We start from the raw sequence: 18,795 nt of genomic DNA on the forward strand, positions 1-18,795 counted from the left end.
ATGCCAATGCGCTGACCGGCTCTGATTCTGTTTTACGAAATGGTTGTTTTACAGAGATTCATCGGTATATCAGAAACAAATTATTAATTTTAGCGGACCGTGAGTTCATCTGGCTTGTGTTATGAAGCTCTTCGCATTTTATATATTACCATGGTGAGCGTCCCTTCGGAGGCGGTTACCGGACTGTTAAATGTTAAGCTGAATGCAGTCTCGGCAGGAACCTCAATGATAAACGATACGGAACCGAAGGCACTAGAGCGCCCGGAGTTCGTCATAAAGTAGATTCCGTATTCAATGTGAGGAGCGCCGTTGTAGAATGGTGTAATTTGCATATAGCCTGAATCTGAAAGCAGCGCGGATACCTCATAAAAAATGGTATATATTCCGGGTGCCAGAGTTACATGAGTTGGATCTGACAGTACTATATTGCCTGTTGTATCGGCAACGCCGATACCCATGGGAATCAGTGAGGCATTAGTGAATACTGCGGCAAAATTGATAAAAGATGCAAATATATCATCGGGGACGGGACCAGTAGCGCCAGTCGGGCCAGTGTTTCCAGTCGGGCCAGTAGGACCGGTAGGACCAATAAGGCCAGTAGCACCAGTAGGACCCATAAGGCCAGTAGGACCGGTAGGACCGGTAGGACCGGTAGGACCAATAAGGCCTGTAGCACCAGTAGGGCCGGTAAGACCGGTAGGCCCAGTAACTCCAGTCGGCCCAGTAGGACCAGCAAGGCCAGTAGCGCCAGTAGGGCCAGTAACACCAATAGGCCCAGTAGGACCGGGATTACCAGTCGGCCCAGTAGCGCCAGTAAGACCAGTAGCGCCGGTAGGCCCGGGATCACCAGTAAGTCCAGTAGGACCAGTCGGTCCAGTCGGTCCAGTAGGGCCAGTCGGTCCAGTAGCGCCAGTAAGTCCGGCAGCGCCGGTCGGGCCAGTAGCACCAATAGGCCCGGTAGGTCCGGGATTACCAGTAAGTCCGGTAGGGCCAGTAGGCCCGGGGTCACCAGTAAGTCCGGTAGGGCCAGTAGGCCCGGGATCACCAGTAAGTCCAGTAGGGCCAGTAGGACCGGTAGCGCCAGTAAGTCCGGCAGCGCCGGTCGGGCCAGTAACACCAATAGGCCCGGTAGGCCCCGTAACCCCAGTAACTCCGGTCGGTCCGGTGGCTCCGGTAGGCCCGGTAGCTCCAGTCAGCCCCATAGCTCCGGTAACTCCGGTCGGTCCGGTAACTCCGGTCGGTCCGGTAACTCCGGTAGGCCCGGTAGCTCCAGTCAGCCCCATAGCTCCGGTAACTCCGGTCGGTCCGGTAACTCCGGTCGGTCCGGTAACTCCGGTCGGTCCGGTAACTCCGGTCGGTCCGGTAACTCCGGTCGGTCCGGTAACTCCGGTCGGTCCGGTAACTCCGGTCGGTCCGGTAACTCCGGTCGGTCCGGTAACTCCGGTCGGTCCGGTAACTCCGGTCGGTCCAGTGGCTCCGGTCGGCCCGGTAGCTCCAGTCAGCCCCGTAGCTCCGGTAACTCCGGTCGGTCCGGTAACTCCGGTCGGTCCAGTAACTCCGGTCGGTCCAGTGGCTCCGGTCGCCCCAGTAATTCCCTGAGGGCCTGTCACCCCAGTGGGCCCCATTGGTCCAGCAGGTCCAGTATTCCCCATTCCTCCTGTCGGTCCTGTCGGACCAGCAGACCCAGTAACTCCGGTCGCCCCAGTAGGGCCAGTTGCTCCGGTAGGCCCGGTTGGGCCGTTGTTAAAAGGAAAGTGGATATATACCCCGTAAATAAGAGAAAAAAATAAAATACGAGCTTATCACGTTACCGGACAAGCGCCGCCCAAGTAGAGATTGTGGGAGGACGATGGATTAAAATTTAGCGGATAAGAATTTAGAATTGGATTATCTGAAATACATTGACATATTTTTGACTTTGGATATAATAATAGTACAAGACAGGCAACGGCGTGTGTCTGTCAAGCGTTGAAGCATAATAGCGTACCGGAAAGCCTTGTTATGCGGAGCTTTCAGTAGGGGGTGTGCAGTAACCTCAAACCGGAGTAGGCAGATGCCGAAGGAAAATGCTCAAAGCCGCCTTGTTTATACAGGGCGGCTTTCCTTTTATCACGGGAAGAATTCTTATATGGATAAGTTGTTGGAATGTACAAGGGCATTTGAAAAACTATTAGATACACAATACCGGATTATTATTGGGAGGAAGGGGAAAACGGTTGAGATAATCATAGGATTTTCAAGACTGGATTTCCACCATCTGATGGGATTGGGAAAACTGAAGGATTTGCGGATTGCTAAACAGAACCGTGAAACGGTTTTTAATGAAATCCTCAGGGATATCATTACTTATGAAGGAATCACCGAAAGCCGCTACCTGGGATTGATCCAGAACAGATTTGAACCGCTTATGAGCATGGAGCAGCTCCTTGATGATAATAGATTAGTGTTTCGTTATAATACGAAACTAAATCAATTTTCGCTGATAGAGGCTGATTATTTACTTTCTACCCCGCATGAAGGGAAAGATATTTATATTTTCATCGCAAAGAACGAGGACAGTGGAACCTATTATTGCCGTTCTTTTTTTTCCAAAGGAGCGGACAGATTACACAAAAGGCCAGGCCATTTATACCATGCTTTATAAAGAAAAAATATGCCTCTCCACAGTAGAAAAACAAATTCAATACGACCGCCTTACGCCAAAGAGGTAAAAACGAACTCCCACGCCAGCTTGAACAGCGTGGGAGTTCTGCTTACCTATGTTCGATTTTTGTGTTTTTTTACCGCGATTTTCGCCGTAAACCAGTCAAGCGGAGCGCCGGAGCTTCGGGCCAAGTTGGCCCGAGGTTTGGCAGAGTTTGGGGCTGGCCCCAACAAGCGGGATTTTTCAGGTTTCGGCGGAGCCGGAACGTGGAAAATTCGCAAGTGTATAGACACTTGCCGTTTAGCGTATCCCCAAAAACAACATCTGCCACAAGGGCGTTGACAGCTGGACTACAAAGTGTTATTATAAAAATGGACTACAAGATGTTATTAAAGGAGGATAAGAGAGAAAATGATAGGACAGGTATCGGATTCCGAATTGGAATTGATGAAAATTATCTGGGCCGAGGGCGGCAAGGCCCTGTATGCCCGGATAATGGACGCGCTGGAGGAAACGGGCAACCACTGGCAGAAAAACACGGTGATTACTTTGCTATCACGTCTGGTAGAAAAAGGACTGCTGAAAACCAATAAGATAGGCCGACGTAACGAATATACGGCTATCGTTACAGAAGCGGACTATCAGGCGACACAAACAAAAACCTTACTCGATAAGCTCTATGAAGGCGACGCAAAGGGGCTTGTATCTACGCTGATACAAAGGGAAATGCTCACCTCCACGGACTACGAGGATTTGAAAAAGTTTTGGGAAGGTGGAAGTGGGGACAGATGAATGAGATACTTAAAATTGTCTTGTCGCTCTCCCTTTCCGGGTCGCTGTTAATCCTTGTCCTTCTTCTCTGCAAGCCCCTATTCAGAAACCGGATTAGCAAGCGTTGGCAGTATTATATCTGGCTGGTGGTAATTGCCCGTCTGCTATTGCCGTTTACGCCGGAAACAAGCCCCGTTAGCACTCTGTTTCAGCAGATAGACCGTGTAATTGTGCAGGCAGACACCACGCCTATTCCCAGACAAAATATGGCGCTCATCTTGGGAGATAATACAGTGATTAAGAATGAGACTGCTCCAAAAAGTGGGGAAACGGATGCCGCACCGATACCACAAAGATTTTTTTCAGGCGTAATACAAAATCTCTGGCTTGCTTGGCTGATGGTGGCGTTAATTTTGATAATACGGAAAATCACAATCTATCAAGGTTTTGTGAAATATATCAGAGCCGGACGCGCGGAGGTTTCAGACACAGCAATTTTAGACCGATTGGCTCTGAGTGGAGAGCAAGCAGGAATTAAAAGACCAGTGGAACTATATACAAACAGCCTCATTTCCTCGCCGCTGTTGCTTGGCTTTTTCCGGCCCTGTATTGTGCTACCCTCCACCGATCTAACGCCTATTGACTTGGAAAATACCCTTCTGCACGAACTGACGCACTACAAGCACCGGGATATGTTTTATAAATGGTTGGTTCAGCTTGTTATCTGCCTGCACTGGTTCAATCCGTTTGTATATCTGATGGGCCGAGAAGTGGGCCGGGCCTGTGAACTTGCCTGCGATGAAGCTGTTATTATGGCGCTTGACCCACAAGGGCGGCGGGCATATGGTGATACCCTACTGAATGCAATAGGGGCCGGGGGAAATTACAAAGATACCCTTGCGTCTATAACGCTGAATGAAAACAAACAGTTATTAAAAGAAAGGTTGGGGGCAATTATGGTTTATCGTAAAAAAACAAAACTGATATTCGCAATTTCACTTGTACTGACAATCACCTTGGCATGTGGAGCAACTGCAATCGGAGCTTATGCTGCAGATCCATCCGCTTCCCTGAAGGGAGAAGAAGTAACTCCAGACCCCCCAAATGTCATGGTTCCCACAAAAACGGCCAACACCAAGCAGGAGGCCGCTCCTCTTCATATAGACAATAGCAAAATCGCATTTGAGGATAATCAATATCATTGGCCATACAATGTAATCCGTTTAACCAATACAAGCGACAAGGCAATTATTGACTATGAAATTGTTTGCCTGGCATATGATAAAGATGGAAATCCGCTTGAACTGTATTGGGACGCTCAGAATGTCGCCACAGATGGAGAAATCGGGAGTGTAGGCTTTGGTACGGACGGTGTGGATTACGGAATCGTAACAGGTATATCCCCCGTTTCCCCAAAGGCATATTCCCATATTTACAGGAAAATGCGGCAGCTGCCTCCGGAAGATTTGATTCGCTCTTTGGAAAAAGCGAATGGTAAGGCTTGGGTGGAAAACTGGCTCCAGGAATGGAAGAAAAGCGAAAAAGAACTTACACGTGAAAACTCAGTGGCGCCCGGGCAGTCCCAACAGATTTCATGGCCACTGTTTGACGGCTGGAATCAATCAATGGGGACACACGATGTCACGTATCTTGTGGCATTCATCAAACAAGTGACCTATGATGACGGCGATGTCTGGGTAAACCCGGCATACGGTATGTGGGTAAATGAATATCAAGGAAAGTCCGTATCTACCGGCATATTAGAAGACTACTACGATTGACATTCCTTAATGCATGAATTCTATATAAAAACAAAGTAATTCTTGATAAAGTCTCATAACAAAATATTGCTTCGGGAGTGTTTCGTGTTGTCTCTTTGAATGAAGCGGCGGTTTTGAAATAACATTCAAGACCGCCGCTGTCTTTTGAAAAATAGGATAGCGGGGGGCGTGGTAAAGTTGCGCTTCTTTAAGGACACGGCGGTTGCCACCGTGTTTCTTTATCTACGACATAATTCCATAAATATCGGCTTGCGAAAAAAGCCGTACCAAACAACGGGATAATTATGCGTATTACGTAGTCGATTCTTGCCATTTCTGCGCTCGTCTGGCCTTGTGCCATTCGGGCGCTTTTTCTTTTTCAGCGGAACAGATTCGGGCCAACTTGGCCCGAAGTCCTGTTACAAGCAGGACGGCCCCGGTGCCGTTCCACGCCCTTCTCCATTTCGGTTTCTCTGTCCACCCACAACCGAAATGGAGGTTTACTATGTCAAAAATCAATTTACGGGAGTTTTACCTGTTCTATCATAACAATCTGTTTGCGGAAGTTCCCGACGAGGTGGCGGAGGCACTGGCCGAAGCTGAACGGCTGGAACGGAACTATATCCGCCGCGTGTACTGGAACAAAGCATACTTTTCATTGGACGCCGGAGACGGTATTGAGCATGAGGCGCTTTTTGTTGCCCTGTCTCCCTGTGAGTTGTACGCGTGAGAATGGGCCGCTTTTTGCCATTTCCTCATAGGACAATCAGGGAATGACATACACATGGAAGAAAGGGGGCGAATATCCATGCAACAACAAATTCATTTAGCGGAGCTCGCGGGCGTTGATATAACGGCAGTCAACAAAGAGGACTTAGTTGACGTGTCTGAGCTGGCCTTCGATAACACGGTTCCGAGAGAACAGCGAGCGGCGCAGGTGCTCCGCAAAGTAAAAAATCCGTACTGCTTTCGGGTGGGCGATATGGGCGTAAAACTGGAATTTCTGGATAGCGCCCCGCCCCTCCAAGATTGTTTCACTGACTTCCTGCAACGTAAAAAAAGCGGCCTGTAACCAACGTTAAGGCCGCTTGTGTCGTCCTCTGGACGAGATTTGCAAGGGCTCGACAACATTGTTCACCGCACCTATAAGGGGTATAATATAGGTGTAACGTGATAGGGGAGGGAGGTTCACATGGCACGCAGAAGCCGTACTATCACAGATACAATAAAACCAAAATTCAGGGTATGGAGAATCGCAATCTATATCCGGCTTTCTAAAGAGGATGCCCGAAACAATGACGAGAGCGAAAGTGTTTCAAATCAGCGGGCTATCATTGAAGAACATATTGCCAGCTTTAATGACGGAGACGAATATATTATTGTTGACGAGTATGTAGACGATGGAATTTCCGGTACAACCGATGACGAGCGGGACGATTTCCAAAGAATGTTGGGTGACATTAAAAAAGGCCGTATTAACTGTGTGATTGTAAAAGACCTTGCCCGTTCTTTCCGAAATTACAGCGATCAGGGCTATTATTTAGATGATTGGTTCCCGAGATTTAACGTCCGTTTTATCTCCCTCTATCATCAGCCATTAGACAGCTACAAAGAGCCGCAAAATATGCGGAGTATCGCGGTTCCCATTCAGGGTGTTTTGAATGAAAACCATTGTGCCGAGACTTCCGATAAAATCCGGGAAGTATTTGATATGAAGCGGCGCAACGGGGAACATATTGGTTCTTTTGCCGCTTACGGCTACATAAAAGACCCCAACGATAAAAACGCCTTAGTGGTTGATGAAGAAGCCGCCGAAGTAGTCCGGGAGATTTTCACAAAGTTTCTGGACGGAATGAGTAAAAACGCGATTGTTCATTATCTCAATGAACACGGCGTACTTTCCCCCGCCGCCTATAAGCGGGAGCGGTTAGGGCTTAAATACCAAAATCCGAGCATTGACCCGGCAAAGCGGCCTTTGTGGTGCGCTGTGACAATCACAGGAATTTTGAAAAACCGTATGTATTGCGGGGATATGGTACAGGGCCGTTACCGTGTGAAAAGCTACAAGATACACGTTCAGGAGGTCGTACCCGAGGACGAATGGTATATCGTGGAGAATACCCACGAAGCCATTATTGACCGTGATACCTTCGATAAGGTTCAGCGGTTATTGCTCCTAGATACCCGCACAGCCCCACAAAAAAAGCAGATTTACCTGTTCAGCGGTTTTCTTAGGTGCGCTGATTGCGGTAAGGCTATGACCCGAAGCAAGGTAGGCGGAACGGTTTACTATTATTGCCGTACCTACAAAGACCAATCAAAAAGAGCCTGCACGAAACACACAATCAAACATAGCCGCTTAGAGGTGGCCGTTTTCTATGCAATACAGCAACAGGTTTATTTAGCGGTTGACTACACAAAGACCATAGAACGGATAAACCGGGCTCCGCTCGTCAAGAGCCAGTCAAAGAAGCTGGCGGATGCTATTGAGCAAAAGGGGCGGGAGCTTGCCAAAATTGCCCGGTATAAACAAGCAATCTATCAGGATTGGAAAGATGGGGAGATTACCCATTTCGACTACCGCCACATGAAAGAGGACTACGAGGAACAGGCCGAGGCACTAAATGAAGTCATTGAAAAGCTCTGGGCAGAACAGGCAGAGCTTGAAAATGGTATTGATACCGAAAACCCATTTTTGAAGGCGTTCAGGCAATACGGCAACATTGAGAAGCTGACAAGAGATGTTCTGATTGAATTGGTTGACCATATAAAGGTGTACGAGGGCGGGAATATCAGTATCGTGTTTCGGTTCGCTGACGAGCTTCGCAGAATACAAGAATTTATCGAGGTCAACAATCCGAGTGAAGCGGTTTAGAAGAACCGCATTTTAATAGGTGGTACACTTTCCTAATAAAAGTGGCCCGGTAGCCCCTGTCGGTCCGACCCTGCATGGGCATGGCTCCGGAGCGGGGCCGGGGCAGCAGCCAGGGCAGGGGGGACAACAGCCTGGGCATCGGCATTGATATTGTTTATTATATGAATTCATGATCATTATCCTTTCAAATTAAATACAGTTACACTATCATTATATACACAGGAAGGGAATGTTGTTTTTATATGTTACAAAGCAATAAGAAATTCCGGAGAAATTTGTAATAAAAGTTTAATAGTATGATTGTTGACATTTTGGGCCTTCACGCCTTACACTTATGTAAAAGAAAACGGGGGCGAGGTGAGCCGGTACAAATGAATCAGGATAATGAAAGATACGAAGATCTTGAGATGCGGAGACGTTCCAGGATACGAAGACAGAAAAGAATGAAACGGCAGTGCCGGAGAGCGAGAATTTTATTTGGCCTCTTTTCCGCATTTTTGGCTCTTTTGACCGGAGCCGTTCTGGGAGCACTTAGTCTGTATATGGAAGGCCGGATAGAACGCAGAACTATCGATCTGAGCGCCCTTGTCGCTCCTGACTGGATTACGCAGGATTTCTTCGAAGTAAATCCGTATTCCAGGCCGGGAACAAAGATGAACCGGGTTAATGAGATCATTATTCATTACGTGGCGAATCCGGGAACGACTGCTAAGCAGAACTGGAATTATTTCGATAATTTAAAAGATCAGAAGGGAGATAAGGGGACCTCGGCCAGCAGCCATTTTATCATAGGGCTTGACGGGGAGATTCTTCAGGGAATTCCACTGGATGAAATCGCTTATTCCACATCGAAGGAAAAGAATCTGGAATCAGTTTCGATTGAGAACTGCCATCCCGGCGAGGATGGAAAGTTTACCGATGATACATATGTTTCTCTGGTGAAGCTGACTTCCTGGCTTTGCTGGGAACTGGATCTGACAGAAAAAGATGTGATCCGCCATTACGATGCCACCGGAAAAGACTGCCCGCGCTATTATGTGGCCCACGAAGACGAGTGGAACGCATTTTTAAAAGATGTAAAGGCGGCGTTAAAGGAACTGAATAAGAATGGCAGGCCCGACAGCCAAAAGACCGGAACTGAAAATTCCAAACGTGATAATTCGGATAACAGTAAGAATAAAGGTTCTTTCTGAACTTTGGGTATATTAGAGCCTGTTTGAAAATTCATTCCTGTCATCTGCACGCCCCATTTTGCGGGAGATTTGCCCCGAATTCGCTTAACGTAGCCCACTACGCCGCGCTCATTCGGAACAAATTTCCCACAAAATGTGACGTGCATCTGACAGAAAGCAATTTTCAAAAACGCCCTGGTGTGGGAAGAGAGAAGCTGATTGGGGACGGGCGCTTGGCATTATATAAAACAAAGGGTGTGCATATGAAAAATAATCTGATATTATTGAAAATCGCAAGCAGTGTTTTAATCATACTTGGAGCGATAGATATCATCGCAAGCACATGGTTTATAGCCGCCACACTGATGGGAAGCAAGTGCTGGATGAGGGTAATGTTTGTGGACAGGGGGATTTCCATGATTACGATGCTGGTCATGGCAATTCTGGCTCTGCCTAAATTGGTAACCGGTCTTTTGGGGCTGAAGGCATGCCGGCTGAACAAGGCAGCAAACTCCGGCAAAATCCTGGGAACTGTTTCACTGGTTCTGGAACTGCTGTATCTGATTGGAAATGTAAGAGGGCTGGTATGGGCTGTCGTGAAAAACCTTGCAGTTCCCTCCTCTCATATCCCCCAGACGGCAATCCCCATGATTTGGAGCGGGCTGGTGGTTTTGGTGCTGTTGGGATTCTTTGCCTGCTACCGGATATTATAGCTGATTATTTTTACCGCACTCCTTTTTCCTTCTTTAAATAACAGTGTCTCTCATTTACAGCAGCGCCGGAAATGTAATAGATACCGTAGTGCCGATATACAGCCGGCTCGTGTAGCGAAGGCCGTACTGCGTTCCGTAAGAAAGCTGGATTCTTTCATGAATATTCCATACACCATAGCCGGAATTCTTTTCCCTGCGGGTAAGGAGTGTTCCCAGCTTTTCCTCTGGCATTCCGATCCCGTCGTCTTCAATAGAAATGGTAATCACGCCGTCTTCCAGCCATGCTTTGATGGTAATTTCTCCAGATTCCGAACTTTTTTCGCGGATTCCATGAAGGATTGCATTTTCAACCAGCGGCTGGAGAATAATTTTGATAATCTTATAGTCGTATAGCTCTTCCGGCACATCGATGGTCAGCTTAAAATGATCTTCAAACCGCATATTCTGGACGTTGACGTAGGCGGCCACGTGGTCCAGCTCATTTTTCAGGGAGACGATAGTCTCACCATGTCCAAGGCTCAGCATGTAGAAACGTCCCAGTTCTTTTGCTGCCTCCGCCACATCGGGCGCCTCATTATCGATTCCCAGCCAGTAGATCATGTCCAGCGTGTTGTAGAGAAAATGGGGATTAATCTGTGACTGGAGAACCTGAAATTCCAGATCCTTGATTTCGTAACCCAGCTTATACTGTTCCTTCAGGAGACCGGAGATCTGCCGGACCATGTCATTGAAGCTGTCAGTCAGAACACCGATTTCATCCGTACCGTTGCAGAGCGGTTCGATCTCAAAATTTGAAAAACTCCGTTTCCGGCATAGGACGTCCATACAGATATCCCTGTGCATAAGGGCATCCCATTGCTTTCAGGAGTATCGCCTGTTCTTCTGTTTCTACACCTTCTGCGATGACCGGCAGATCCAGTTCTCTGGCCAAATCTATAATGAGCTGCATTACTTTCTGGCGGCGTAAATTATTTTCTGATTGTCTTAAAAATATCATATCCAGCTTTATTATGTCGATAGGAAGATCGGATAAAGTATTCAAAGAGGAGTATCCGCTTCCAAAGTCATCCATTTCAATAATAAATCCGGCCTGTCTCAGACGCCTGATAACAGTAAGAAGCTGCACGGAATCTCTGACATAGGAAGATTCTGTAATTTCCAGATGCAGTTCATCGGGAGCCAGATCATAGTCGCGGCACATACCGGACAGAGTTTCAGGAAGATCTTTATGATAAAGATCCGTGCGGGATACATTTACGGAAATGGGGATACTCCGGTTGGCTTTTTTCCAGTCCCGCAGCATTCTGCACGCCGTCCGCCATACAAACAGGTCAAGAGAATAGATAAATCCATTCTTTTCAAAAACTGGTATAAAGTCCCCGGGGGATATCATACCGAATTCCGGATGCTTCCAGCGTACCAGTGCTTCAGCACCGATCAGTCTGCCGGTATTGATCTCAGCTTTGGGCTGCAAATAAACCTGAAAATCCTCGCGCTGCAGGGATTCCACCATAGTGTTGACGATTTTTTGCTCCAGCATCAGTTTCTCATGCATAGTATGGTTGTATTGGGCAATCCGTCGGCCGTAACTGCCTTTAATACTGTCAGCGGCCAGAAGAGCGCGGTCACACATTCTGGCTACTTCTAAAGCCCTGTCTTCTATGTGGTATATACCAATTCTGATTTGCAGACGCATGGGAAGCGGATACCGTTCCAGAAACAGGCTGACATGCTCATCGAGAATGTCATATAAAGTTTTCTGTCGGTGAAGAAGGATAAAAAAGGTATCTGCACGCGCCCGTGTGTACAGGGGCGGGGGGTCAACCGGCAGATTCATAAGACACATAGCCAGATCCATCAGAAGCCGGTCACCGGCCACTGCCCCAAACGTATCATTTACAATTTTAAATTGTTCGATATCCACTGCAGCAATATCGAATGCTTCATCAGCGCTTTTTTCCAGAACATTTGCAGCCCTGTCGTAAAAGACTTTTTCTGTGAATAGTCCAGTAAGAGGATCACGTTCCAGAATTTCAATAGCTGATCTGGCTGTCTGCATTTCCTTCAGCAGCGTCTGCAGGCGTACATTTGTCTTGGCCATTGTCCGCTGATAATTAATAAGCTGGCTGTTCAGCTTTTGAATTTCATAATAACCGGCGCCGTAGGGGTCCTGTCCCATAACTTCAGGAACCTCCAGGGCTGAAAGTGTCATTTCAATCAGCTGTGAAAACTGGTAAGGCTCATCGAGGCCGAATACCAGGAGTAGAAGCTGATCCCCGTATGCTTTAAGTGTAACATAAACCAGCGGATCACCTTCAAGCTTCATCCGGAGGCGTAGAGAAGAGGGGCAGGCCAGATCTTGCGTCAGGATATGGTCCAACTCAAACGGATCTGTGAATAGCTCGCGTATATTTTTGCCTTCATTAATCAACCCGACAGGAACACTGCGGATCACCCGGTTAACAGTTCCATTTTTTTTGCATAAAGCAATATAACCGATCATAATATACCATCTGCCCACTCTACCAGTGCCCTGGCATCTTTTGTATGTTGATCGACCCCCCAGTTTTTCCAAATCTCCGTATTTAAAAATGCATTACCACCTACGGCTATTCTGGTCTCCGGAGATACGCAGCGAAGCCGGTCCACTACCTCTTTGCAAAGCGGCAGGTGTTGGGGCATGGTGACTGACAGTGCAACCACTCTGGGTTGATGTTCCATGACTGATGATTCAATTGCCTCAGCAGGAACTGCAGCTCCGAGATAGATACTGTCCCAACCTGCATACTCAAAAAGATCAGCCACCATACGCGCTCCCATTTCATGAAGTTCGCTGCCGACGCAGGCGACTACCACTGTCTTTCCGTTCCGTTCCTGATCAAAGATAACAGGGTAGAGCTGGGAGAGCGCCATCTGGGTGATCGAGGTACAATAATGCTCCATATCCACAGAAATTTGATGACTGTGCCAAAGATCACCTACCCTGCGCATTGTTTCTGTAATAATATCTACGCAGATATCGCCCACAGGAATTCCGGTCTTAATGAATTCTCCCACCAGATTGATAGCGCCTTTGGTATCGGATCTCAGCAGACAGTCCAGGTACTTTGAGATTTCTTTTTCATATTTTAGAGAGAAGGATTCAGCAGGACTGTTTTGCTCATATTCTTCCTTCGTAGCCTGTACAGCGCTGTCCAAAAGCCTGTGCAGCTTCGGGAGTTTTTCCACAGGGATGGCAGTTGCCATACAGGAGCGGATCATTTCATAATGATCCACCATTATGTCCTTTACACGTTCACGGGTGCAGTACGCCATCAACGGGCAGAGAAGCTGGTATACCCATTTTGCGTATTTCTCAAAAATCCCGTCATCCTCTAACTGCATGGCAGTATAAAGAAAATCTATATTATACTGAACATCCTGATACATTCTTTGTCTGGCTCTGTTGTCGAGAACTTCACTCAAGCGGGGATCACGCTCCAATTGCCGTGTATAAACTTCGTTTGTCAGCCGCTGAAATTCAGGAGATTGATCCATCATTAATAAGCTCATATTTCACCACCCTTTAAGCCGGCCATTATATCTGGTCCGATAGTTTGCAGATACAAGTCATTACTAATGACAAATTAATGTCATTTTTGTTGCCAAAATATAAAGCAATAATATGAAAAACATTGACTGATTTAAGAATACATTAAATTTTGATATATTTCAAGATTTTTATTAAAACATTATGAGAGTATATGTGTCATTTATAATGACACATATGTTGACAGCTCGATCTACAGATTCTGCTTTTTGACCATATATCGGGCCAGCCCTGCTGCCAGGAATTCGGCGATCGGGAAACATACCCAGATACCGACCGGCCCCCAGATACGTGACAAGATAAATCCCAAAGGTATAATGATGACAATTTGCCGTATCAATGAGATGAGCAGGGATTTCTTCCCGCATCCCAACGCTTCAAACAGCCCGGCGTAGACGACGCTGACCGTCGATACAATGAAGCCGAGGCTGATGATACGCAGAGCCATGCTTCCCGGGCCAATGAGTGCCGGATCATCTATAAAGACAGCGAAGATCTGCTGGGGGAAGACAAGGGCTGCCAGAGTTCCGGCTGTCATAATGGCGACAACCAGCAGCATACTGCATCGGATAATTTTATGAAGCCTTTCCTTTTCCCCGGCTCCGTAATTATAGCCCGCGATAGGCCTGAGCGCCTGCACGATGCCGGAAGCAGGCGTGTATAAGAATGTCTGCAGCTTTAAGTAAATACCGAGGATGGCCACATAAATATCAGAAAATCCCGCCAACATGAAATTTAAGATTCCCGACATGAGGGAAGGCGCGGCCAGCATTAAGGAAGATGGTACTCCAACGCTGTATATCTGTAAAATCGTACTCTTGTCAAAAGAAAAGTATTTTGGGCTGATCTTAATCCCGATATCCTTTCTGCCGTAGATGATCAGATAAACAAACAGAGAACAGAACTGCCCGGTCACGGTTGCCACCGCGGCGCCCGTGACTCCCATTGCAGGGAGACCGAACAGCCCGAAAATCAGGATCGGATCGAGAATAATATTGGTGATGCATCCCACCAGCAGTGAAATCATGGTCAGGAACATGGCTCCCACAGACTGGAAGATCTTCTCAAAGCAAATATGAATCAGGCTTCCCGCAGAGAAACATAGGACGATATAAGAGTAGCGGCATGCCCATGCAAGCGTCTGCGGATCGGAGGTGAATATGGAAAGGAATGGCTTCGTCACCAGTAAACCGAAGATAATAATCAGGATACAGTGAATAAAGGTAAGCCCCATTCCAATGGAGGCGGCTTTATTGGCTTCCTCCGGCTTCTGTTCCCCCAGTTTTCTGGCGATGACGGAGTTAATTCCCACGCCGACGCCTACGGAAAGAGACAGGACAATATTCTGGAGCGGGTATACGAGAGAGACCGCGGTCAGGGCCTCCGTTCCCAGACGGGCCACGAAAATACTGTCTACGATATTGTAAAGTGACTGGATTAACATGGACAGCACCATAGGCGCCGCCATGGAAAGTAAAAGCGGAAATACCGGCTTTGTCTTCATAAAATCCTGTTTGTTCTGCATAAAATAACCTCCCTGAATCATCAATGATTGAATACTGCTGAAAAATGGCAACAAAAAAACCATATGGTGGGCTGTTTAGTTCCAGAAACAGTAAACCATATGGTTCATTAAAATGGGGATGACAATCTATGCTCTGAGTCCATAAGTCCATAATCCAAACCCAGCATAGCCTTGACATCTTATTTAATTTTATCTTCTGAAGGCATAATAACACATGAAAAATCAGGTGTCAATCATTTATTTAAAGATTTATTCGCCATTTTTTCACAGATTTATTCGGCATCTTCTCCGTAGAGCTCCGTCTCAATGATTCGAACTGCATCGGCAATACAGTCATTGCAGGAGCGGAGTACGCGGCCGGTATCCACGCCCTTTAATTCACGGCAGATAACACTTCCGTTCTGATCCTTAAACTCATTTAAACACTGTCTGGCGGCTTTGTAGGAGACCGCCTTGGAATCCGGATGATCGAGATGGACCGTACTGTTTTTCATACCGGCCAGAACGGCTGCGGCACCGATTGCCCCGCAGGTTCCATCCATGCTGCCCATACCCAGCCCCATACCTTCTGTTATGCGGAACATGGTTTCCTCATCAAATCCCAGCTCGTCACAGAATGTACATGCAACAGACTGAGAGCAGTTATAACCGCGGTCATGTCTGCCCAGCGCTTCCTGTACTTTTTTTTCTATTTTATCTGACATAATAGTTCCTCCTGTAATCAGCAATAATTAAACTGTAACCAATATGATAACACTTACGAAAGAAAATGTCAATTGCAAATGAAAATGTCAAATATCGTGATTCAACTCCTGGCTGCATGCCTGAAAAGCCGGGCAAATATCATATGAAATAAGAGGCCGCCTGCGCAGATGGAAAGGAGATAAATGATGTTTCCCGGCAGCACCCCCAGCTTTTGTGAAATGTTGTAAAATACAGCCTGATTGTTGGGATAGTAGGGGGAGATGTAGAACATATCCGCCTGCCCGAGCGGTTTGGCTGTCACATTAATCAATGTAGCGATCCCACAGCAGATCAGAAACAGCGGCAGTGTGCTGACGTAACCGGAAAAACTGGAATCGGATTTATGGGAAAATCCGATCAAAAGACCGATAAAGATCAGCAGGATATGCCACAGCAATCCGTGCAGCGTCAAAAACCAGTAAGGATGCAGCAGGCCGGAAGGCTCCGCCAGAGCCATAATACCTCCCAAAAGGTTAAAGTCCTGCATAAAGGTCAGGATGATCAGCTGCAGCCTCCTGTTTTTTATGAGAGGCAGAAGCAGGCAGAAATACATGGGAAGGCTGCACAGCTGAAATGGGAAATACCACCAGTCGTATTTCTCCTGATTTACCACGTAATACAGGAACAGCTGCTTGTAAATCTCGCTTGCGGCCAGGATAAGGCCGCAGAAAAACAGCAGCCGTATAAAATACTTCCTCTCTGTTTTTCTGGAAAGAAAGTAAGCCGCCAGCACAGCCGCCAGGAAGCCCGCGGCCATAATACAGATATGAAAAGCAGAATATGGCCTGGGCGGAACCATGGGCCATGCTGTTTTTATAATAAATTCTTTCATTGTGATTACCTCAGTTGAATGCTCATCCAGTCTTTTTTGTGTCTTTCTAAAGTGTAATTCCAGTGGTGGGATAAGTCAATGGGAATCTTACGGCTGCTGCGTTTGACAGCTGAAAGAGACACATGTTAAACTGTAGATAATTTTTAGAAAATTAAAAGGAGGAGAAATGATCATGATTACAGGTCTGGATCACATTACCGTAAACATGGCGGACAGAGAAGCAAGCTTTACATTTTACGAGGAGGTGCTGGGGCTTGAAAAAATGTATGATGTGGATATGGGGGACCACAGACTTACATATTTTTACTTAAATGACAGCACGCGATTGGAACTGATTGAGTACTACAACGATAAGCCGGCGCATCCGGAGCCGTCGGATGAGAAAGGAATCTATCGCCATATGGCTCTGACAACGGATGGTATCGAAGCGCTGTTTAAGCGGTGTACCACATATGGGGTGAACGTGCTGATGGAGCCTGTCCGGGTGGATAAACTGAAATGGACCGGCATGCTGATAGAAGATCCGAACGGGGTAGAAATCGAAATCGTACAGAGAGAGTCTGCCTCCAATACCGACATCTGAAGGAATGTGGATAAGCCATGTATAAAATACTGATTGTAGACGATGAAGCAGACCACAGAAAAGGACTGATGAATCTTTTGACCGCCATGAGGCCGGAGGATATGCTTCTGGAAGCGGATGACGGTGTGACAGCTCTGGAAGTGATCGAGCTGGTGGACTGCGATATTATTATAACCGATATACGAATGACCAATATGAATGGTTTGGAACTGTTAAAGGCGGCGAAGGCACAAAATCCGGAGGTGGAGGTAATCATCTTAAGCGGCTATGGGCAGTTCGACTATGCCAGAGAGGCCTTAAAATATCAGGCTGCCGATTATATTATGAAGCCGGTGGACAGTGACGAGATTCAGATGGTTTTGACAAAGGTCACAGAAAGACTCTCTGAGCGTCAGAGAAGCCGGAGCAAGCAGGAAAGCATCGAGAGCCGTCTGACAGAGACGATGCCCGTTTATATGGATCATCTGATGAACCTGTTTGTCCAGAAGCCGGATTTTGCCGGAAAAGAGAGGCTGAAGGACCTGTTCCAGCTGGAACAGCCAGGCACTGTTATTTGCTGCCGAGTGGTGAGCGACAGCAGAGATTTGAGCGAGGAGCAGAGGAATGATCTGAAGTATCAGATGAAGAAATCCCTCGACCCGAATTCTTCTTATCCCTTCTTTCTGGAGCATCAGCCGGATATGATGGCGGTCTGCTTATTGACAGAGGAGCCCATGACTGGGGCGCGGTGGTCCGCCATCGAGAGCCATATGAGATCTGTACTGCCTTCTTGCAGGCTGATCTGTTCTCCCGGTTCCATGACGGACAATCTCTACGAACAGGCGTCTCAGTCCTATGAGGAGGCGGTCCGCTACATCCAGTACGAATTTTATGAGCCGGGGACATTCCTCTCGGAGGAGACTATCGGAGGCCGGATTGGAAAGAATTCCGATGCGGTTACCTACTCGGTTCTGCCTGTTGTGGAAGGGCTAAAAAGGGGAGAACTTCGAAACGCCTATGAACTCCTGGCTGTGGAGATCGATGAAGGAGTAAGCACGCTTTTTTCGCCCCCGGTCCTGCTAAAGCAGAGAGTAATATTTGCCCTGTTTCAGATCATGAGAAATCTCGATGTTCTCATCTCCGGAAGCTTTAAAAAAGAGGCGAATTTACAGATCAGCAGCCTCCAGCGGTCGGCGACCTTGACACTGCTGAAACGCAGTCTCTACGCCTTCTTCCTGGATCTGGGAAAGGAACTGAACAGCCAGAAGGAGGGAAAAGGACGCGATATTATGACAGACTGCGGAGTGTATTTGGAAAATCATTACATGGATGAGATTAATCTGGAAAGCGTTGCGGAGAAATATCATTTTAACCCCTCCTATTTCAGTACGCTGTTTAAAAATACGTATAAGAGTACATTTTCCGAGTATCTGATCCGGCTGCGCATGGAGAAGGCCAGGGAACTGCTGCTCACGACAGAATCCAGGGTCCGGGATATCGCGGTTCTTACCGGTTACCGGGACGCCAACTACTTTGTCCGGGCGTTTAAGCGCTGCTATGGCATGACACCCGAGGAATACCGGAAAATGAGCGGCAGAACGGAGTGAT

The 18,795-nt window shown here is 47.3% G+C and carries 16 protein-coding genes and 2 pseudogenes; 10 read left to right on the forward strand and 8 right to left on the reverse strand.

What is annotated here, in order from left to right; all coding sequences use genetic code 11:
• Positions 1-119: 119 nt before the first annotated feature.
• On the reverse strand, positions 120-1,652 hold the full coding sequence (locus tag M1L66_RS08330) for a collagen-like protein (RefSeq protein WP_434692165.1): 1,533 nt from the start codon (positions 1,650-1,652) through the stop codon (positions 120-122).
• Positions 1,653-2,053: 401 nt separating this feature from the next.
• Here M1L66_RS08330 and M1L66_RS08335 point away from each other — a divergent pair, with 401 nt between their 5' ends.
• The 7 genes and pseudogenes from M1L66_RS08335 to M1L66_RS08365 form a co-directional block, all read left to right on the forward strand.
• On the forward strand, positions 2,054-2,644 hold the full coding sequence (locus M1L66_RS08335) for a PBECR4 domain-containing protein (protein ID WP_434692167.1): 591 nt from the start codon (positions 2,054-2,056) through the stop codon (positions 2,642-2,644).
• Positions 2,645-3,055: 411 nt separating this feature from the next.
• Positions 3,056-3,436, forward strand: a complete 381-nt coding sequence (locus M1L66_RS08340; protein ID WP_434692170.1) for a BlaI/MecI/CopY family transcriptional regulator — start codon at positions 3,056-3,058, stop codon at positions 3,434-3,436.
• On the forward strand, positions 3,433-5,196 hold the full coding sequence (locus tag M1L66_RS08345; protein WP_434692172.1) for a M56 family metallopeptidase: 1,764 nt from the start codon (positions 3,433-3,435) through the stop codon (positions 5,194-5,196). Before M1L66_RS08340 ends, M1L66_RS08345 begins: the two co-directional genes overlap by 4 nt.
• A gap of 484 nt (positions 5,197-5,680) precedes the next feature.
• Positions 5,681-5,899 (forward strand): annotated as a pseudogene (locus M1L66_RS08350) (sigma-70 family RNA polymerase sigma factor); the annotation flags it as partial.
• Between the two features lie 84 nt (positions 5,900-5,983).
• Complete coding sequence (locus M1L66_RS08355) at positions 5,984-6,247, forward strand: DUF6870 family protein (protein ID WP_434692174.1); 264 nt, start codon at positions 5,984-5,986, stop codon at positions 6,245-6,247.
• A gap of 120 nt (positions 6,248-6,367) precedes the next feature.
• Positions 6,368-8,050: a recombinase family protein gene (locus tag M1L66_RS08360; protein ID WP_434692177.1), complete on the forward strand. Its 1,683-nt coding sequence runs from the start codon at positions 6,368-6,370 to the stop codon at positions 8,048-8,050.
• A 653-nt stretch (positions 8,051-8,703) separates the two neighbouring features.
• Positions 8,704-9,021: pseudogene (locus M1L66_RS08365) on the forward strand (N-acetylmuramoyl-L-alanine amidase); the annotation flags it as partial.
• A gap of 62 nt (positions 9,022-9,083) precedes the next feature.
• Here the strand turns inward: M1L66_RS08365 and M1L66_RS08370 are convergent.
• Positions 9,084-9,389, reverse strand: coding sequence for a DUF6783 domain-containing protein (locus M1L66_RS08370; RefSeq protein ID WP_434694224.1), 306 nt, complete (start codon positions 9,387-9,389; stop codon positions 9,084-9,086).
• Here M1L66_RS08370 and M1L66_RS08375 point away from each other — a divergent pair.
• A complete protein-coding gene (locus M1L66_RS08375; protein ID WP_434694226.1) occupies positions 9,288-9,935 on the forward strand; it encodes a DUF6783 domain-containing protein in 648 nt (215 codons plus the stop codon). The genes M1L66_RS08370 and M1L66_RS08375 overlap by 102 nt on opposite strands.
• Before the next feature lie 54 nt (positions 9,936-9,989).
• On the opposite strand, the gene M1L66_RS08380 is transcribed toward M1L66_RS08375, so the two are convergent.
• The 6 genes from M1L66_RS08380 to M1L66_RS08405 all read right to left on the reverse strand — a co-directional run bounded on the left by M1L66_RS08380 (position 9,990) and on the right by M1L66_RS08405 (position 16,625).
• A complete protein-coding gene (locus M1L66_RS08380) occupies positions 9,990-10,778 on the reverse strand; it encodes a sensor histidine kinase (protein WP_434692179.1) in 789 nt (262 codons plus the stop codon).
• Positions 10,720-12,456 carry a putative bifunctional diguanylate cyclase/phosphodiesterase gene (locus M1L66_RS08385; RefSeq protein WP_434692181.1) on the reverse strand — a complete coding sequence of 579 codons (1,737 nt, stop codon included), beginning with the start codon at positions 12,454-12,456 and terminating at the stop codon, positions 10,720-10,722. Before M1L66_RS08385 ends, M1L66_RS08380 begins: the two co-directional genes overlap by 59 nt.
• Entirely contained in the window at positions 12,435-13,487 is a 1,053-nt protein-coding gene (locus M1L66_RS08390) for a cobalamin B12-binding domain-containing protein (RefSeq protein ID WP_187022845.1), read from the reverse strand. The genes M1L66_RS08385 and M1L66_RS08390 overlap by 22 nt, the downstream gene beginning before the upstream one ends.
• A 230-nt stretch (positions 13,488-13,717) precedes the next feature.
• A complete protein-coding gene (locus tag M1L66_RS08395; RefSeq protein WP_187022844.1) occupies positions 13,718-15,049 on the reverse strand; it encodes an MATE family efflux transporter in 1,332 nt (443 codons plus the stop codon).
• Positions 15,050-15,321: 272 nt separating this feature from the next.
• Entirely contained in the window at positions 15,322-15,753 is a 432-nt protein-coding gene (locus M1L66_RS08400; RefSeq protein ID WP_187022843.1) for a C-GCAxxG-C-C family protein, read from the reverse strand.
• A 101-nt stretch (positions 15,754-15,854) separates the two neighbouring features.
• Positions 15,855-16,625 (reverse strand): TMEM164 family acyltransferase, encoded by a 771-nt coding sequence (locus tag M1L66_RS08405; protein WP_434692185.1) that lies wholly within the window; start codon positions 16,623-16,625, stop codon positions 15,855-15,857.
• 172 nt (positions 16,626-16,797) lie between these two features.
• Here M1L66_RS08405 and M1L66_RS08410 point away from each other — a divergent pair, with 172 nt between their 5' ends.
• Together M1L66_RS08410 and M1L66_RS08415 are read left to right on the forward strand one after the other, a co-directional pair.
• Complete coding sequence (locus M1L66_RS08410) at positions 16,798-17,208, forward strand: VOC family protein (protein ID WP_187022841.1); 411 nt, start codon at positions 16,798-16,800, stop codon at positions 17,206-17,208.
• Positions 17,209-17,225: 17 nt separating this feature from the next.
• Complete coding sequence (locus tag M1L66_RS08415) at positions 17,226-18,794, forward strand: response regulator transcription factor (protein WP_434692187.1); 1,569 nt, start codon at positions 17,226-17,228, stop codon at positions 18,792-18,794.
• Position 18,795 lies beyond the last annotated feature (1 nt).

The sequence above is a fragment of the Hungatella sp. SB206 genome (assembly GCF_051132295.1).
GTDB classification, from domain to species: Bacteria; Bacillota; Clostridia; order Lachnospirales; family Lachnospiraceae; genus Hungatella; species Hungatella effluvii.

Coding starts and splice junctions, on each gene's coding strand:
- M1L66_RS08330 (WP_434692165.1), bottom strand. CDS start 1,652: ATGGGGAATACTGGACCTGCTGGACCAATGGGGCCCACTGGGGTGACA.
- M1L66_RS08405 (WP_434692185.1), bottom strand. CDS start 16,625: ATGAAAGAATTTATTATAAAAACAGCATGGCCCATGGTTCCGCCCAGG.
- M1L66_RS08390 (WP_187022845.1), bottom strand. CDS start 13,487: ATGAGCTTATTAATGATGGATCAATCTCCTGAATTTCAGCGGCTGACA.
- M1L66_RS08370 (WP_434694224.1), bottom strand. CDS start 9,389: ATGCACGTCACATTTTGTGGGAAATTTGTTCCGAATGAGCGCGGCGTA.
- M1L66_RS08400 (WP_187022843.1), bottom strand. CDS start 15,753: ATGTCAGATAAAATAGAAAAAAAAGTACAGGAAGCGCTGGGCAGACAT.
- M1L66_RS08410 (WP_187022841.1), top strand. CDS start 16,798: ATGATTACAGGTCTGGATCACATTACCGTAAACATGGCGGACAGAGAA.
- M1L66_RS08355 (WP_434692174.1), top strand. CDS start 5,984: ATGCAACAACAAATTCATTTAGCGGAGCTCGCGGGCGTTGATATAACG.
- M1L66_RS08380 (WP_434692179.1), bottom strand. CDS start 10,778: ATGCACAGGGATATCTGTATGGACGTCCTATGCCGGAAACGGAGTTTT.
- M1L66_RS08340 (WP_434692170.1), top strand. CDS start 3,056: ATGATAGGACAGGTATCGGATTCCGAATTGGAATTGATGAAAATTATC.
- M1L66_RS08335 (WP_434692167.1), top strand. CDS start 2,054: ATGCCGAAGGAAAATGCTCAAAGCCGCCTTGTTTATACAGGGCGGCTT.
- M1L66_RS08395 (WP_187022844.1), bottom strand. CDS start 15,049: ATGCAGAACAAACAGGATTTTATGAAGACAAAGCCGGTATTTCCGCTT.
- M1L66_RS08345 (WP_434692172.1), top strand. CDS start 3,433: ATGAATGAGATACTTAAAATTGTCTTGTCGCTCTCCCTTTCCGGGTCG.
- M1L66_RS08415 (WP_434692187.1), top strand. CDS start 17,226: ATGTATAAAATACTGATTGTAGACGATGAAGCAGACCACAGAAAAGGA.
- M1L66_RS08360 (WP_434692177.1), top strand. CDS start 6,368: ATGGCACGCAGAAGCCGTACTATCACAGATACAATAAAACCAAAATTC.